Raw genomic sequence first — 16,203 nt, 5'->3', positions numbered from 1 at the left:
ACCGGCCATCCCCCCCTGATTCGCGTGCTGCCCCCGCCCCTGGCAAACTGCCCTGGATGAACCCGCCCGCAGTTCCGCCGGACGATGCGGCCCGCGCCGCCGAAGCCGCCAAGGTCGCCGCCTATCTCGCCGCCCATCCGGGCTTCCTGGCGGAGCGGCCGGGACTCTACAGGGCGCTACACCCGCCCCACCGGGTGCATGGCGAAACCCTGGCGGACCACATGGCCGCGCTGCTGAGCGCCGCCCGCGCCGAGACCGACGCCGTGGCCGAGGCGGCCCGCGCCGGGCAGGACCTGACCATCCGCGCGGCGACCGCCCTGATCACCCTGATCGGCGCGCCGGACCCGTTGGCGGTGGTGCAGATCGAATGGCCGGAGCTTCTGGGGCTGGAAAGCGCCGTCCTGGCAATCGAGGGCGCCCCCTCCCCGGCCCTGCGCGACCTGCCGCAGGGCAGCATCGAGCGGCTGCTGGCAGGGCGGGAACTGGTGCTGCGGGATGCACCCGCCGACGCGGCCCTGCTGCATGGCGAGGCGCATCCGCTGATCGCCCGGGATGCGCTGGTTCGCCTGCCCGGCGCCACGCCGCGGCTGCTGGTGCTGGGCGCGCGCGAGGCCGGGCGCATCCCGTTGCGCGGCGCCAGCGCGCCGCTGCGCCTGCTGGCCCATGCGCTGTCCCGGGCGCTTGACGGCGCGGCATGATCGCCCCGCTGGCGGCCCGCGAAGCCTTCCTGGAATGGCTGGTGCGGGAGCGCCGGGCCAGCCCCGAAACCGTCGAGGCCTATGGGCGGGACGTGGCGGACCTGCTGGGCTTCCTCTCCGCGCATCAGGGCGGTGAACCGGACCTCGCGGCGCTGCGCCTCGCCGACCTGCGGGCCTTCCTGGCGCATCGCGCGGCGCAGGGAATCGGCGCCGCATCCCGGGCGCGGCAGCTTTCGGCGCTCAAGACCTTCCTGCGCTTCCTGGTGCGGCGACACGGGCTGGAGCCCCTGCCGCTCGGTGGGCTGACCGGGCCGCGCCGCAAGCCGCCGGTGCCTCGCGCCCTCACCGAGTCCCAGGCCCGCACCGCCATGACGGACAGCGCCGAGGATAGCCCGGCCCTCGCGGCGCGGAACCAGGCGCTCTTCACCCTTCTCTATGGCTGCGGGCTGCGCATCTCGGAGGCGCTTTCGCTCGACATGCGGGACGCGCCCCGCGCCGGGACCGGGCTTCGGGTGATGGGCAAGGGGCAGAAGGAACGGGTGGTGCCCGTGCTGCCGGCGGTGGAGGCGGCCATGGCCGAATGGCTGCGGCATCGCGGCCCGGCCGGGCCGGACGCGCCGCTCTTCACCGGGGCGAAGGGGGGGCGGCTTGATCCGGGCGTCGCCCAGCGCGCGCTGCGTGACCTGCGCCGCGCGACAGGGCTGCCGGAGCACGCGACGCCCCATGCGCTGCGCCATTCCTTCGCCACCCATCTGCTCGGCGGTGGGGCGGATCTGCGCGCGATCCAGGAACTGCTGGGCCATGCCAGCCTGTCCACGACGCAGCGCTACGCCAGCGTGGACCAAGCGGGGCTGCTGGAGACCTGGCGGCGGGCGCATCCGCGGGCGGATTGATCCGAGCATCGCGGCCGGAGCCCCGCCGGCTTGATGATCTGCCCCCACAATGAATCAGGGGAAAACCTCCATGCGCGCACCCGTCCTCTGCGGCGGCCTTGCCGCCGCCTTCATGGCTGGCCTTTTCGCCACTACCAGGCGGATGCGGATGAGATTCAGCTGATCCGCGATGGTGCCGGCTCCTTCTGGCTGGCGGACCGGGAAGTCCAGGTGAAGGCGGGCGACACCGTTCCCGTGCCTTGAGCGGGACGGCTATCTGAAGGTCCGGTGGGAAGAGTTCCGGCCCTGGGAATTTCACGCCCCCCTGGTCACGCCCAATCGTTCCGGGGAGACTTCGATCGTCACGACTCCTGCCTGAAGGACCCTGGATGCCCCTCTCCCTCCTGCTCGCCAATGCCCGGGCCCAGCTGAAGGGAGGGAGGGGCGGCACGCCGCTGCTGCAACGCCTCTACACCCCAGGCTTTCTCCAGCCCGGCGACATCGCGCTGCAGATGGTGGACGACACGGCGGGTCACGCCCTGATGGTGGCCCCCGATCCGACGCGCTGCATCCACTCCGTCTATAAGGATGGTGTGAGCTACGCCCCGAGCCTCCCGTTCAGCCTGCGCCTCTACCGCTACAGAGGGCCCGACGACGCGAACGACCCGATCGCGCAGCGCGCCGCCTTTCTCGCCCAGGGTTGGATCGGCAAGGTGAAATACGGCGACGGCTCGCCCTGGCGCGCCTTCGGCGCGGCCTTCGGTTCGTCCAACTTCGGCCGTGGGGCGCATGCGCGCCTGCTCAAGTACCGGGGGCGGGAGGAGGCGACCAGCATGGGCGTCGTCATGGAGCACGCGCGGCCGAAGAACGCCATCTGCTCGGAACTCTGCATTCTTGTCTACCAGCTCGTGTCCGCCGAGAACGCTCCCTCCTTCATCCGGCTGGACGCGAAGCATGCCACGCCCGAGGTGCTGCGCCGCTACTTCGACGCGAATCGGGGCGAGTGGGAGTGCATCCTCGATTAGAGCAGACCGCTGCATGTGAGCGGAAAATGCCCTGGCCGCGCAGGGCCGCCTTTCCGTGAGGGCGGCTAGGCCGACCACACTGCGCGCCGCACGCCCGCCGCGGTGAAGACGCCATAGGCGGTGATGCCAAGCGCCACCGCGATGAACTGGCCGTCCAGCCCCATGCCGAAGACATCCCCGAGCAGCCAGCCGCCACCGACGGCGATGGTGATGCGCGACACCCCCGCCGCCACCGGCCAGCCCATCCGCCCGGCGCCCTGTGATGCGAAATACAGCGCCATGCCCAGGCCGAAGCCGCCGAAGGCCAGGCCGGTCCAGGACAGGGCCTGGGTGGCGACGGCAATGACCGCCGGGTCGGCGGTGAAGAAGCCGGCGAAGGCGCGCGGCGCGGTCGCGACCACCAGGCCGATGCATCCCGTCACCACCAGCGCCATCAGCCCGCCGGTCCAGGCGGTGCGTCGGGCATGGGCCCAATCCCCCGCCCCGACCGCGCGGCCGACCAAGGCTGTGAGGGCCGATCCCACGCCGAAGGCGATCGGGATCATCAGGAATTCCAGCCGCGCCGAGATGCCATAGGCCGCCACCGCCACCGCTCCATGCGAGGCGATGCGCGCGGTGACGAGGATGGTGGTGAGGTTGGCCACCCCCGCGAGGATGCTGGCCGCCAGCCCCACCGAGAGGATGCGCCAGAACATCGCGCGGGAGGGGCGCAGCCGCAGCGTGGGCGCGAAGCCTGCCCCACCGCGCATCACCACCCAGCCCATCACCAGGGTCGAGCCGAGAAAGGTGAAGCCCAGCGCCGCGCCGATCCCGGGAAGGCCCATGCCCACTGGTTCCGCCAGCACCCAGGCCAGCGGCGGGTAGACCGCCCAGGTCAGCAGCAAGACCCGCGCCGCCAGCGCGTGCCGACCGCCACCGCGCAGTACGGAGGCGAGGGTGTTCGCCAACCAGACCGGCACGGCGCCAAGCCCGAAGACCCAGATCGCATACGGAGCCGCTGCTTCGGCGGCGGTCGCGCCGCCGATCAGGCCGAGGATGGCGCGCGGGAAGCCGGCCAGGGCGATGGCGAAGATCCCGCCGCCGACCACGGCGATCAGCACGGCATGGAGCACGAGGGCCGAGGCTTCTTCCCGCCGCCCACCGCCCAGGGCGCGGGCGATGGCCGAGGCGACGCCGCCGCCCATGGCGCCCGCCGACATCTGCTGCATCAGCAGGCTGAAGGGCAGCACCACGGACCAGCCGGCCAGGGCTGCCGTGCCCTGGCGGGCGGCGAGCCAGGTCTCGGCGATCTGCGCGACCACCTGGAGCACGGAGCTGAGGGCGGTGGGCGCAGCCAGCGCCAGGATCTGCGGCAGGACCGCCGGGCGGGGCGGCGCAATGGCGAGGGTGTCAGCCATGATGCGCCTCCTCCAGCTCCCGCAGGGCCAGCCGGCGGCGCATGGCGGCGCCGGCACCGGGGCCGGGCATGAGCCGGATCGATTCGGGGCCGAGCGGCCGGCCATCCGCGCCCATTGGCGACGGCGTGGTCACTTCTGCCCCCGTAGCGGGATCGACGATCCGTACCACCGGTCCCTCCGGCCCGGCCATCCAGCGGTCGCTCCAGCCTTTGAGGGCGAGGAAGGCGGGGAAGAAGTCGCGGCCCATCTCCGTCAGCCGGTAGGCATGGCGGGCGCCCTCCGGCACGCGCTCAAGCAGGCCGTGCTCCACCAGCTTTGTCAGGCGGGCGCTGAGGATGTTGGAGGCGATGCCCAGGTGGCGCTCGAAATCGTCGAAGCGGGTGGTGCCGTAAAAGGCTTCGCGCATGACCAGGATGGCCCAGCGTTCCCCGAGCACCTCCATGGCGCGGGCCACGGGGCAGGACATTCGGGAAAAATCGGTGCGAGGCATGGGTGGGCTTCCGGCTTGCTTTCATTATGCAAGCCGTTTTGATTGCATGATGCAAGTCCAACGCCTGTGGCTCGCGCGGACGTGGCCGGTTTCAGCCCGGCGCCCCGCCTGCGAGGGCGAGTCCCGCCGCGACGAGGGCGGCATTGCCGGGGGCCGGGCTGCCATCGGGCAGATGGCGGAGATCCTCCAGTCCGAGCCGCGCCGTGGCGCCGCGGGCGACGGCCAGAGCGAAGAGCGGCCAGGCATTGGCGTCCTCGCCATGGATCTGGCGCTCGACCTCTGGCGCGGTGCCGTTTAACCAAGCCAGCATGGTCTCGGCCAGGGCGGGGCCTTCGCTGGCGGGGATTTCCAGCAAGATCCGGCGGCAGCGCGGGGCGATGCCGAGCAAGATCAGGCGCCCGGCATCCTCCATCGAAGCCAGCCCAGCCTCCACGCCGATCCCGGCGGCGAGGAGTGCCTCGATCACGGCCGGCGCGTCGGCCTCGGACAGGTTCACGGAGGCTTCCTCCGGCCGGGCCTCGCCCAGCGCAGCCCAGCCGGCGAGGCAGCGCCGGCGGGCAGCGTCATCGGCCATGATCCAGGCGCCGGTGGACAGGCTGACGGGAATGCCCGGCACGGCGGCGCGGACAGCGCGCATGGTGGCGGCCACGACTGCGGGTTCCAGGGATTCTCGCCGTTCCGGGTCGCACGGATGGAGATGCAGCGCGACCGCCCCGGCCGCGACGCAAGCGGCGGCGTCCCGCGCCACAGCCTCGGGCGTGAGCGGCAGGGCCGGGTGGGAATCCGCTGGGCGGGCGCCGTTCAGGCAGGCCTGGATCTGCATCATGCCCGCCCTGGATAGGGAACCCTGCGCTACCGGCGCTTCAGGGTGCGCCGGACCGCTGCGCCCCAGCGCGCCACGCGCGCATCGGTGGAGCGTTCCATCGCCTCAATGCGGGTGACCGCCTTAGGCCAGCGCCCAGCCACCCAGGCCCAGCGGTTGGCGGCCCAGATATACTGGTCGCGCAGCACGAAGAGGCCGAGGGCGAGGAAGAGGAAGCCCTGCAGGAAGGGCAGGACGCAGCCGATGATGCCGAGAACGATGAACCCCCAGCCAAGCGCCTTGCGCCACGGCCGGGGGTTCAGGGAGACGAAGGCGGCGCGGGTGTCACTCATCGCCCGCGAGATGGCCGCGTGGGGTGCGCCGATCAAGCGCGGCCCCGATCGCGTGATCGCCGGCAAGGCCGGCGGCCGGCTCACATGTGGATGGGGCGGCCATCCACGGCGAGGGCGGCTTCCTTCACCGCCTCGCTGAGGGTCGGGTGGGCGTGGCAGATGCGGCCCACATCCTCGGCGCTGGCGCCGAACTCGATGGCGGTGACCATCTCGGCGATCAGGTGGCCGGCATCCGGGCCCAGGATATGCGCGCCCAGCACGCGATCCGTCGCCTTGTCCGCCAGGATCTTCACGAAGCCGTCCACATCGCCCATGGCGCGGGCGCGGCCATTGGCGGTGAAGGGGAACTTGCCGACGCGGTAGGCTTGGCCGCGTGCCTTCAGCTCCTCCTCGGTCTCGCCCACCGCGGCCACTTCGGGCCAGGTGTAGACGATGCCGGGGATGGCGCCGTAGTTCACATGGCCATGCTGGCCGGCCAGGATCTCGGCCACGGCGACACCCTCGTCCTCGGCCTTATGGGCGAGCATGGGGCCGGCGATCACGTCGCCGATGGCATAGATGCCGGGGACATTAGTGGCGAAGTGCTGGTCGGTCTTCACCCGGCCGCGCTCGTCCAGCGCCACGCCGACGGTGTCCAGGCCCAGCCCGTCCGTGTAGGGGCGGCGGCCGATGGCCACGAGCACCACATCGGCCTCGATCGCCTGCGCCTCGCCGCCCTTGGCGGGCTCTACGGAGAGGGAAACGCCGTTATCGGTCTTCGTCGCGCCCGTGACCTTGTGGCCGAGCTTGAACTTGAAACCCTGCTTGGTGAGCACGCGCTCGAACTGCTTGGCGACCTCATTGTCCATGCCGGGCAGGATGCGGTCGAGGAACTCGATCACCGTCACCTCGGCACCCAGGCGGCGCCAGACGCTGCCCAGCTCCAGGCCGATCACGCCGCCGCCGATCACCACGAGGTGCTTCGGCACGCTCTCCAGCTCCAGCGCGCCGGTGGAGGTGACGATGCGCTTCTCGTCCACCTCGACGCCGCGCAACGGAATGCTGTCGCTGCCGGTCGCGATGACAATGTTCTTCGTCTCATAGGTGGTGCCGGCCACCTCGACCTTGCCGGGGGCGGTAATCTTCCCCGCGCCCTTCAGCCAAGTGATCTTGTTCTTGCGGAAGAGGAACTCGACGCCCTTCACATTGGCCGAGACCACCTCGCCCTTGCGTGCCTGCATCCGGGCCAGGTCCAGCTTCACGCCTTCCACCTGGATGCCGTGATCGGCGAACTTATGGGCGATCTCGTCGAAATTCTCGCTGGAGTGGAGCAGCGCCTTGGAGGGGATGCAGCCGATGTTGAGGCAGGTGCCGCCGAGCGTCTCCCGCTTCTCCACGCAGGCCACCTTCATGCCGAGCTGGGCGGCACGGACGGCACAGACATAGCCGCCGGGGCCGGAGCCGATGACGATGAGGTCGAAAGAGTCGGACATGAGGGGCAGGTCCTGCAATGATCTTGCGCGCGGGTTAGCAGGGTCGGCGCCCGGCTTGAAGTACACAAGGGCGGTCAAACCGGGTCCGGAGCCGATTGCCGCGACTCAATATGGAGAGAGCCGCCGCGCGACGGCCATGCTGGCCGGGGAGCCGGCGCGCCGTCCCTATCGGGGCCCTTCAGCTTGGATAGCGTTCGAATTCCGGCAGCTCATGCGCCGCCGCCATCCAGCCGATTCTCTCCGCCACCTGGATCTGCGCCGTGGCAGGGAGCGCATCGGGATTGTCCAGGGTGCCAGTCTGGATGTCGGCCATGCCGGGCAGCATCGCTTCATTGAAGTAGAAGAGCCCCGTGCCGCAGCGGCCGCAGAAGTGGCGGCGGCCATGCTCGGAGGAATGATAGACGACGGGCTCTCCGAACACCTTCAGCTCGAGGGCCGGCACCATCGCCCAGCCGACCATCGGCGCACCCGCATGGCGTCGGCAGTCCGAGCAATGGCACAGCGCGTGATGCAGCACCTCGGCGGGCATCTCGTAATGGATGGCCCCGCAATGGCATCGACCCTTCAGCATCGGCGTCCTCCACAGAAAACCGCTCACCGGGTCTAGCACAGGGCAGCGCGGCGACAGCCAGCCCCGGCCAGAACGAAAGCGCGCCGGAGGGTCTCCCCTCCGGCGCGCCGCATCGGTTCAGCCCGGTTGGATCAGAGGCCGAGCAGCAGGCGCCGCGCGTCCTCCACGCCTTCCTTCACACGCACGAGGAAGGACACGGCCTCCTTCCCGTCCACGATCCGGTGGTCGTAGGAGAGGGCCAGGTACATCATCGGGCGGATCTCGATCTTGCCGCCCACCACCATCGGCCGCTCCTTGATCGCGTGCATCCCGAGGATGCCGGACTGGGGCGGGTTCAGGATCGGGGTGGACATCAGCGAGCCGTAGATGCCGCCATTGGTGATGGTGAAGCTGCCGCCCGCCATCTCCTCCAGCTTCAGCTGGCCGTCACGCACGCGGCGGCCGAAATCGCCGATGGCCTTCTCGATACCAGCGAAGGACAGGTCCTGCGCGTTGCGCAGCACCGGCACGACGAGGCCCGAGGGGCCGCCGACCGCGATGCCCATGTTCACGAAGTTCTTGTAGACGACCTCGTCGCCGTCGATTTCGGCGTTCACCGCCGGGAACTCCTGCAGCGCCGCCACGCAGGCCTTCACGAAGAAGGACATGAAGCCGAGCTTCACGCCGTGCTTCTTCTCGAAGGCGTCCTTGTATTCGGAGCGCAGCGCCATCGCGTTCGTCATGTCCACCTCGTTGAAGGTGGTGAGCATGGCGGCGGTGTTCTGCGCCTCCTTCAGGCGGCGCGCGATGGTGATGCGCAGGCGGGTCATCTTCACCCGCTCCTCGCCCTCGCCGGGCGCGCGCGGCGCCCTGGCGGCCGGGGCGGGCGTGGCGGGGGCCGGGCGGGAGAGGAAGTCCAGCACGTCGCCCTTTGCGATGCGGCCATCCTTGGCGCTGCCCTGGCCAATCTGCTCGGCGGAGACGCCCTTCTCGGACATCATCTTGGCCGCGGCTGGAAGCGGGGCATGGGCGCCACCACCGGACTCGCCTCCGGGGCGGGAGACCGGACCCGGGGCCGGGCGCGGCGCCTCGACCTTCGGCGCGGCCGCCGCCGCAGGGGCGGGCGCGGCAGCCGGGGCCGCTGCGGGCTTGGCAGCCGGGGCACCGGCGCCGGCGCCGAGCATGCCGAGCAGGCCGCCGACCTCCACCTCAGCGCCCTCATCGGCCGCGATGCTCTCGATGGTGCCGGCGGCGGGGGCGTTCACCTCCACCGTGACCTTGTCGGTCTCCAGCTCGACCAGCGGCTCATCGGCCGCAACGGTCTCGCCCACCTTCTTCATCCAGCGCGCGACAGTGGCGGTGGTGACGCTTTCGCCCAGAGTGGGCACCAGGATCTCGGTCATTTAATCTTTCCTCAACCCAGGCCGAGCGCCTGGCGAACCAGAGCTTCCTGCTGCTGCGCGTGCACCTTGGCAAGCCCCGTCGCGGGGCTCGCGGCCGGCGGGCGGCCCACATAGCTCGGGCGGCGGGCCTTTCCGCCGATCCCGGTGAGCACTTCCTCAATCTTCCGGTCGAGGAAGTGCCAGGCGCCCATGTTCTCCGGCTCCTCCTGGCACCACACGACCTCGGCCTTGGAATAAGGGGCCAGGACCTTGGGCAGGGTGATGCGCGGGAAGGGATAGAGCTGCTCGACGCGGATGATCGCCACGTCCTTGATGCCTTTGTCCCGGCGCTCCTGGAGAAGGTCGTAATAGACCTTGCCGGTGCAGAGGACGACGCGCTTCACCTTCGCGGGCTCGACCAGTTGGTCGGTCTCGGGGATCACCGTCTGGAAGTGGCTGCCGGGGCCGAAATCGGCCAGCGGCGACACCGCCAGCTTGTGGCGCAGCAGCGACTTCGGCGTCATCAGCACCAGCGGCTTGCGGTAGTTCGCCTTCATCTGGCGGCGCAGCACATGGAAGTAGTTAGCCGGGGTGGTGATGTTGCCCACCCGCATGTTGCGCTCTGCGCAAAGCTGCAGGTAGCGCTCGAGTCGCGCGGAGGAGTGCTCCGGCCCCTGACCCTCATAGCCATGGGGCAGCAGCATCACGAGGCCCGACATGCGCAACCACTTCGTCTCGGCCGAGGCGATGAACTGGTCGATGATGACCTGAGCACCGTTGGCGAAGTCGCCGAACTGGCCTTCCCAGAGCACCAGCGTGTTCGGATCGGCCAGGGAGTAGCCGTAGTCGAAGCCGAGGACGCCGAATTCCGAGAGGAGGGAGTTGAAGGCCTCCAGGCGCTTCTGCCCCTCGCGGATGTTGTTCAGCGGCACGTATTCGGCCTGGGTCGCCTGGTCGATCAGATAGGCGTGGCGCTGGGAGAAGGTGCCGCGCTGCACGTCCTCGCCGGAGAGGCGGACGCGGTGGCCGTCCAGCAGCAGGGTGCCGAAGGCCAGGGCCTCGCCGGTCGCCCAGTCGATGCCCTCGCCAGTCTCGATGGCCTGCTTCTTGGCCTCGAGCTGGCGCAGAATCTTCGGGTTGGCGCCGAAGCCCTCCGGCACGCGGGAGAGGGCGGCGCCCACCTCGCGCAGCGTGTCGGGGGCCGCCGCGGTCTCGGTCTCGGCCTCGGGCTCATCGTTGCCGGGGGCCTTGAGACCGGCCCAATGGCCTTCCAGCCAATCGGCCTTGTTCGGCTTGAAGGTCTGGCTGGCCTGGAAGGCCTCGTCCATCTTCGCGAAGAACGCGTCCTGCATGGCCTTCGACTCGGCCTCGGGCAGGTCGCCGGAGGCAGCCAGCTTCTGCGCGTATTTGGTGCGCGTCGTCGGCGTCTCCTTGATTCGGGCATACATCAAGGGCTGGGTGAAGGCCGGCTCGTCGCTCTCGTTATGGCCGTGTCGGCGGTAGCATACGATGTCGAGCACGACGTCGGTCGCGAACTTCAGGCGGAACTCGGCGCAGAGGCGGGCGCAGAACACCACCGCCTCCGGGTCATCGCCGTTCACGTGCAGGATCGGCGCCTGCACCGACTTGGCGACATCCGTGCAGTAGAGGCCAGAATAGGCATGGGCCGGGGTGGTGGTGAAGCCGATCTGGTTGTTGGTCACCACATGCACCGTGCCACCGATGCGGTAGCCGATGAGCTGGCTCATCGCCAGAGTCTCATAGACCACGCCCTGGCCGGCGAAGGCGGCGTCGCCATGCAGCAGGATGCTCATGACGGACTGGCGGGCCTTGGTGTCCCCGGCCATGTCCTGGCGGGCGCGCACCTTGCCGGCGACCACCGGGTCCACCGCTTCCAGGTGGGAGGGATTGGGCTGCAGCGAGAGATGAACCTGGCGCCCCTCGATCTCCACGTCGGTGGAGGTGCCAAGATGGTACTTCACGTCGCCCGAGCCCTGGACGTCCTCGGGGTGCCCCGCGCCCTTGAACTCGGCGAAGACCTGGGTGAAGGACTTCTTCACCACGTTCACCAGCGTGGACAGGCGGCCGCGATGGGCCATGCCGATGGCGATCTCGTTCACGCCGCCCTTGGCAGCCTCGGAGATCACGGCCTGCAGCGCAGGGATGGTGGATTCGCCGCCCTCAAGGCCGAAGCGCTTGGTGCCGACGAACTTGCGGGCGCAGTAGGATTCGAAGCCCTCGGCCTCGGTGAGCTGCTGGAGGATGGTGCGCTTGGCGTCCTTGTCGAAGGCGCGGGTCCAGGGGGCGCCCTCGATCCGCTGCTGGATGAAGGACTTCTGCTCCGGGTCCTGGATATGCATGAACTCGACGCCGATCGGGCCGCAATAGCTGGCCTTCAGGATCGAGAGGATATCGCGCAGCGTCGCGGTCTCGCGGCCGAGGACGTTGTCGATGAAGATCGGGCGGTCGAGATCGGCATCGGAGAAGCCGTAGGTCTTCGGGTCCAGCTCCGGATGCGGCTTCTTCTTCTGCAGGCCCAGTGGATCGAGATCGGCCTCGAGATGGCCGCGCACGCGATAGGCGCGGATGAGCATCAGGGCGCGGATGGAATCCAGCACCTGCTGCTTGCTCACGCCCGGATCGGCGGGCTTCGAGGCGGCCGGGGCCGCTGCTCCCTTGCCACCCTTGGCCGGCGCGGGGGCCTCGGGCTCCGGCGCGAAGCCGCCGCGGGGGCGCGGGGCCCAGGAGGCGCCGACGGCATCGCCGAGCACCGCGCGCGCATCGTCGTTCAGCGCCGCGAAAAGCTCCTGGAAGGAAGGGTCAACGCTGTCCGGGGCCTGCACCCAGCGGGCATAGAGATCGGCGAGGAAGGTGGCATTCGCCCCCGTCATCGCGCTGGCTAGGATGTCCACTCCGGGCATGGTGTTCCGCTTCTCGGCTTGTCGGGCTGGGGGGTTACAGAGGGATCGGGGCAGGGCTGTGGCAGGGTGCCATCACCCGCTGCCATGGCCCGGACGAGGGCCGCGGCAGCAGGAGGGGGTCACGGTATCGCGGTTACGCAATTTCTGGACCTGCTTCCGTTGCCGTTCCGTTTGCGCCCTTCTGGATTTCCCAGGGGTCTCGCGTCCCAATTGGCGTCTCGGGCGCCGCTTGTCACCCGTCTTACCGGCATAACAGGTCGGCGCAAGGCGGGTTGGCGCAAGATGTGTACACGAGTCCTACAGAGTGAACCGATTCGCTGGCAGCGTGGCCATGCGGAACGGCCGCGCCCCATGCTGGAACGCGGCCGGCTGGGCGGGGACATGCCCCGCAACGGAGCGCGGCGGTCAGGCCGCGCGGCGCAGCACCTCCTCCGGTGTCATCCGGACGAGGCTGGCGTATTCGTCCACCAGCGTGCCGGTGATGCGGCCGGGAGTGTAATGCTGGTCGGCGATCCGGCGCACCGGCGTCACCTCGGCGGCGGTTCCGGCCAGGAAGACCTCGCTGGCGCGGCTGATCTCCTCCGCTCCGATGCGGCGCTCCACCACCTTGATCTGGTTCTGGCGGGCCAGGTTCATCACCGTGCGGCGGGTGATGCCGTCCAGGAAGCCGATGGGCTCCGGAGTGTGCAGCTCGCCGTCGAAGACGAAGAAGGCATTTGCGCCGGTGGCCTCGGCCACATCCCCTTTCCAGTCGAGCATCAGCGCGTCGTTGAAGCCCTCCGCCTCGGCGGCATGCTTGGACAGGGTGCCGATCATGTAGAGGCCGGTGGCCTTGGAAGCGGCGGGGGCGGTCTCGGGCGAGGGGCGGCGCCATTTCGCCATGCCAAGGGTGATGCCCTTCATCCGGTCCGCGCCGAAGAGGTTGGGCCAGGCCCAGGCGGCGATGGCGACATGCACGGTGGTCTGTTGCGCGGCCACGGCCAGCATCTCGCTGCCGCGATAGGCGATGGGGCGAAGATAGGCTTCGGTGAGATTGTTGCGCCGCATCGTCTCGATGCAGGCGGCGTCGATCTCCTCCATGCTGTAGGGGATTTCGAAGCCGAGGATTCGGGCGGAGCCGAACAGACGTTCCGTGTGCTCGCGCAACTTGAAGACATGGCCCGAATAGGCCCGTTCGCCCTCGAACACGCCGCTGGCATAATGCAGCCCATGGGTCAGCACATGCAGCTTCGCGTCGCGCCAGGGAACGAATTGCCCGTCGAACCAGATCCAGCCGTCACGGTCGTCGAAGGGGACGAGCGTCATGGGTGCTTTCCTCTCTTGGTATGCTTCGCCGGGGTTGTGCGTAATAATATTACGTCAACGAGCAGAACGTTAAAATGGTCAGCATGATTGCGTCAACAAAGCTGACCCAAACAGGGAGCAGGGCAGCCATGCCGGACGGGACGGACTCGCGTGGTGGCGTAGGGGCTGCGGGGCGCAACCTGCTCTTCCTGCGGGAGGAGGAGCTGCGGCTGGCGCAGGATCTTCTCTTCTTCGGCTACCGCGACTTCACGGCCGGGCCGGATGCCATCCTGGCCGAGATGGGCATGGGGCGGGCGCATCACCGGGTGCTGCATTTCCTCGGCCGTCGGCCTGGGCTGACGGTGGGGGAGCTGCTCGGGATCCTGGGGATCACCAAACAGTCGCTCTCCCGCGTACTGACGCCGTTGGTGGCCCAGGGCTATGTCGCCCAGAATGCGGGGCGGGCGGACCGGCGCCAGCGGCATCTTTCGCTGACGCCGGAGGGCGAGGCGCTGGAGCGGCGGCTCTTCGAGCGGCAGCGCGAGACGGTGACGCGCGCCTATCGGGAGGCTGGCCCGGTGGCGGTGGAGGGCTTCCGCCATGTCATGCGCGGGCTGATGGGGCCCGAGGCGCGGCGCGCGCTGGAACGGCTGGGCGCGGCGGACCGGCCCTCGGTGCGCGCCGTGCCGCCCGGGCCGGCGCGGGGGAAGGCGCCATGAGCGATGCGGCCCACCTGCTGGTGGTGGATGACGATGCCCGCCTGCGGGCCCTGCTGCAGCGCTTCCTGGCGGAGCAGGGCTTCCGCGTCTCGGTCGCCGCCGACGCGGTGGCGGCGCGGCAGGCCCTGGCGGCGATGGAGTTCGACCTGATGGTGCTGGACGTGATGATGCCCGGCGAGACGGGGCTGGCCCTGACTGAAAGCCTGCGCCGCACCGGTCAGGACGTGCCGATCCTGATGCTGACCGCCGCCGGGGCGCCGGATGACCGGATCGCGGGCTTCGAGCATGGGGCGGACGACTACCTGGCGAAGCCCTTCGACCCGCGGGAGCTGGCGCTGCGCATTCGCACCATCCTGCGCCGCGCGGCGCCGCCGGGCTCGGCTCCCCTGCCCCCGGTGCAGCTGGGGCTGCGCTGGTTCGATGCCGAGCGAGGCGAGCTGCGCGGGCCGGAAGGGGTGACGCGGCTGACGGGCGGCGAGGCCGCGCTGCTGGTGGCGCTGGCCCGACGCGGCGGCGAGGTGCTGTCCCGCGAGGAGATCGCTGCCGCCATGGGCTCACCCGAGGCCGGGGAGCGCGCGGTGGACGTGACCGTGACCCGCCTGCGCCGGAAGATCGAGCCCGATCCGCGCGAGCCGCGTTTCCTGCACACGGTGCGGCACAAGGGTTATGTCTTGCGGCCGGGAGCCTAGGTTCCCCGGCCGCCCGCTCGCGGCCGGAACCCTGTGCCACCACGATCTGGAGGGGCGACATGGCACCCGATATCGGCCCATCCGGCGTGAATGCGGGCGAGCCCGGCTGGGGCGACCTGCCAGAGGAGCGCCCATCTCTGCCGGCCTGGGCACGGCGCCGCCGGCGCTGGCGCAGCCTGGTCACCGCCGCGCTGCGGCCCTTCATGCCGCGCGGCCTATTGGCGCGCGCGCTGCTGATCGTGCTCGTGCCGCTGGTGGTGACGCAGGGCATCGCGCTGCAAATCTTCTACGGCACGCATCTGGACGTTATCTCGCGCCGGCTCTCGGCTGGGCTGGCCGGAGATATCGGCATTCTGGTGGAGGTGCTGTCGCGCCATCCGGAGCAGGAGGAGCAGTCCTGGATCTTCCGCGAGGCGGCCTGGCGGCTGGACCTATCCCTGGCCTTCGAGCCCGGGGCGGAGTTGGGCCCTCCCGCGATGCGTCCTGCCAGCCTGCCGCTGCTGCCGCTCGAAGGAGACCTGGATAATGCGCTGCGGGAGCGCCTGCGCCTGCGCTTCGACACGGACTGGCAGAGCGACCCACGCAGCGTGATCATCCGCGTCGGCCTGCCGACAGGCGTGCTGCATGTGGAGGCGCCGCGGAAGCGGCTGTTCTCCGGAACACTCTATCTCTTCGTCATCTGGCTGGTGGGGGCGTCGCTGCTGCTGTTCTGCGTGGCGGCGCTGTTCATGAAGAACCAAGTGCGGGCGCTGCGGCGGCTGGCGGCGGTGGCGGAGGATTTCGGCAAGGGACGCGACGGCGGTGGGATCAAGCCTGAGGGTGCCGCCGAGGTGCGGCAGGCGGCGGCGGCCTTCAACGGGATGCGGGCGAATATCCGGCGCTTCGTGACGCAGCGCACCGAATTGCTGGCCGGCATCAGCCATGACCTGCGCACCCCCCTCACCCGGCTGCGCCTTGGCCTGGCGATGCTGCCGGAGGGATCGCAGGAGGATGCGGCCGCCATGACCCAGGATGTGGAGGAGATGGAGCGGATGGTCGCCTCCTATCTCGCCTTCGCCCGGGGCGACGTGCTGGAGGCACCGCAGCCGACCGATCTCGTCACCCTGGTGCGGGAGATGATCTTGCGCTTTCCGGCCGATGGTGCCGGGGTGGCGTTGGAGGCGCCCCTTTCCCTTACCCTGCCGCTGCGCGCGGATGCGCTGCGGCGCTGCCTGGGCAACCTGCTGGACAATGCGCGGCGCCATGCGGCGAGGGTGGCGGTGACGGTGCGGGCCGCGCAAGGCTGGGCAGAGGTGGTGGTGGATGATGACGGACCGGGAATCCCGGAGGCGGCGCGGGAGGGAGCGTTCAAGCCCTTCGCCAGCTTCTCGACCGGCGGGACCGGGCTGGGCCTGGCGATCGCGCGGGATATCGCGCGCGCCCATGGTGGTGAGATCGTGCTGGCGGAAAGTCCGATGGGCGGGCTGCGCGCGGTGGTGCGGCTGCCCATGTGAGGGCTTGCCCGGCAGCTCCCGCCCTGCCAGCGGCGCGGGGCCGCCACGCAACTGGC

General features: G+C 70.0%; 15 protein-coding genes. 6 read left to right on the top strand and 9 right to left on the bottom strand.

All coding sequences use genetic code 11. The features are described from left to right. Positions 1-56: 56 nt before the first annotated feature. From GSE44_RS07290 to GSE44_RS07280, 3 genes are all read left to right on the top strand, one after another. Complete coding sequence (locus GSE44_RS07290; RefSeq protein ID WP_159348134.1) at positions 57-698, top strand: hypothetical protein; 642 nt, start codon at positions 57-59, stop codon at positions 696-698. After that, positions 695-1,591 carry a tyrosine recombinase XerC gene (locus GSE44_RS07285; RefSeq protein WP_159348133.1) on the top strand — a complete coding sequence of 299 codons (897 nt, stop codon included), beginning with the start codon at positions 695-697 and terminating at the stop codon, positions 1,589-1,591. The genes GSE44_RS07290 and GSE44_RS07285 overlap by 4 nt, the downstream gene beginning before the upstream one ends. Positions 1,592-1,959: 368 nt before the next feature. Continuing rightward, on the top strand, positions 1,960-2,595 hold the full coding sequence (locus tag GSE44_RS07280; RefSeq protein ID WP_159348132.1) for a hypothetical protein: 636 nt from the start codon (positions 1,960-1,962) through the stop codon (positions 2,593-2,595). A 65-nt stretch (positions 2,596-2,660) separates the two neighbouring features. Here GSE44_RS07280 and GSE44_RS07275 read toward each other — a convergent pair whose 3' ends face one another. The 9 genes from GSE44_RS07275 to GSE44_RS07235 form a co-directional block, all read right to left on the bottom strand. After that, positions 2,661-3,992 (bottom strand): MATE family efflux transporter, encoded by a 1,332-nt coding sequence (locus GSE44_RS07275; protein ID WP_159348131.1) that lies wholly within the window; start codon positions 3,990-3,992, stop codon positions 2,661-2,663. Next, complete coding sequence (locus tag GSE44_RS07270; protein WP_159348130.1) at positions 3,985-4,482, bottom strand: winged helix-turn-helix transcriptional regulator; 498 nt, start codon at positions 4,480-4,482, stop codon at positions 3,985-3,987. Before GSE44_RS07270 ends, GSE44_RS07275 begins: the two co-directional genes overlap by 8 nt. Before the next feature lie 91 nt (positions 4,483-4,573). After that, positions 4,574-5,305 carry a 3-keto-5-aminohexanoate cleavage protein gene (locus tag GSE44_RS07265; RefSeq protein WP_159348214.1) on the bottom strand — a complete coding sequence of 244 codons (732 nt, stop codon included), beginning with the start codon at positions 5,303-5,305 and terminating at the stop codon, positions 4,574-4,576. Between the two features lie 29 nt (positions 5,306-5,334). Continuing rightward, positions 5,335-5,637, bottom strand: a complete 303-nt coding sequence (locus GSE44_RS07260) for a PGPGW domain-containing protein (RefSeq protein ID WP_159348129.1) — start codon at positions 5,635-5,637, stop codon at positions 5,335-5,337. 80 nt (positions 5,638-5,717) lie between these two features. Next, complete coding sequence (gene lpdA, locus GSE44_RS07255; RefSeq protein ID WP_159348128.1) at positions 5,718-7,109, bottom strand: dihydrolipoyl dehydrogenase; 1,392 nt, start codon at positions 7,107-7,109, stop codon at positions 5,718-5,720. 178 nt (positions 7,110-7,287) lie between these two features. Next, on the bottom strand, positions 7,288-7,680 hold the full coding sequence (locus tag GSE44_RS07250) for a GFA family protein (RefSeq protein WP_159348127.1): 393 nt from the start codon (positions 7,678-7,680) through the stop codon (positions 7,288-7,290). Between the two features lie 131 nt (positions 7,681-7,811). After that, on the bottom strand, positions 7,812-9,062 hold the full coding sequence (gene odhB, locus GSE44_RS07245) for a 2-oxoglutarate dehydrogenase complex dihydrolipoyllysine-residue succinyltransferase (RefSeq protein ID WP_159348126.1): 1,251 nt from the start codon (positions 9,060-9,062) through the stop codon (positions 7,812-7,814). A gap of 11 nt (positions 9,063-9,073) precedes the next feature. Then, positions 9,074-11,962, bottom strand: a complete 2,889-nt coding sequence (locus GSE44_RS07240; protein WP_159348125.1) for a 2-oxoglutarate dehydrogenase E1 component — start codon at positions 11,960-11,962, stop codon at positions 9,074-9,076. Between the two features lie 405 nt (positions 11,963-12,367). Further along, the gene (locus GSE44_RS07235) at positions 12,368-13,267 is read right to left on the bottom strand and encodes a branched-chain amino acid aminotransferase (RefSeq protein ID WP_159348124.1); all 900 of its coding nucleotides are present in this window, start codon (positions 13,265-13,267) and stop codon (positions 12,368-12,370) included. Between the two features lie 128 nt (positions 13,268-13,395). Between GSE44_RS07235 and GSE44_RS07230 the strand changes: the two genes are divergently transcribed. From GSE44_RS07230 to GSE44_RS07220, 3 genes are read left to right on the top strand one after another with little or no spacing between them, the layout of a single operon-like run. Then, positions 13,396-13,965, top strand: a complete 570-nt coding sequence (locus GSE44_RS07230; RefSeq protein WP_159348123.1) for a MarR family winged helix-turn-helix transcriptional regulator — start codon at positions 13,396-13,398, stop codon at positions 13,963-13,965. Further along, a complete protein-coding gene (locus tag GSE44_RS07225; protein ID WP_159348122.1) occupies positions 13,962-14,654 on the top strand; it encodes a response regulator in 693 nt (230 codons plus the stop codon). Before GSE44_RS07230 ends, GSE44_RS07225 begins: the two co-directional genes overlap by 4 nt. 59 nt (positions 14,655-14,713) lie before the next feature. Continuing rightward, complete coding sequence (locus tag GSE44_RS07220) at positions 14,714-16,147, top strand: ATP-binding protein (RefSeq protein ID WP_328799058.1); 1,434 nt, start codon at positions 14,714-14,716, stop codon at positions 16,145-16,147. The last annotated feature ends 56 nt before the right edge of the window (positions 16,148-16,203 follow it).

It is taken from the genome of Muricoccus harenae (genome assembly GCF_009848505.1).
In the GTDB taxonomy this organism is placed as follows: Bacteria; Pseudomonadota; Alphaproteobacteria; order Acetobacterales; family Acetobacteraceae; genus Roseomonas; species Roseomonas harenae.
The sequence above is the reverse complement of the archived record's forward strand: the minus strand, read 5'-3'. Positions and strand labels throughout refer to the sequence as shown.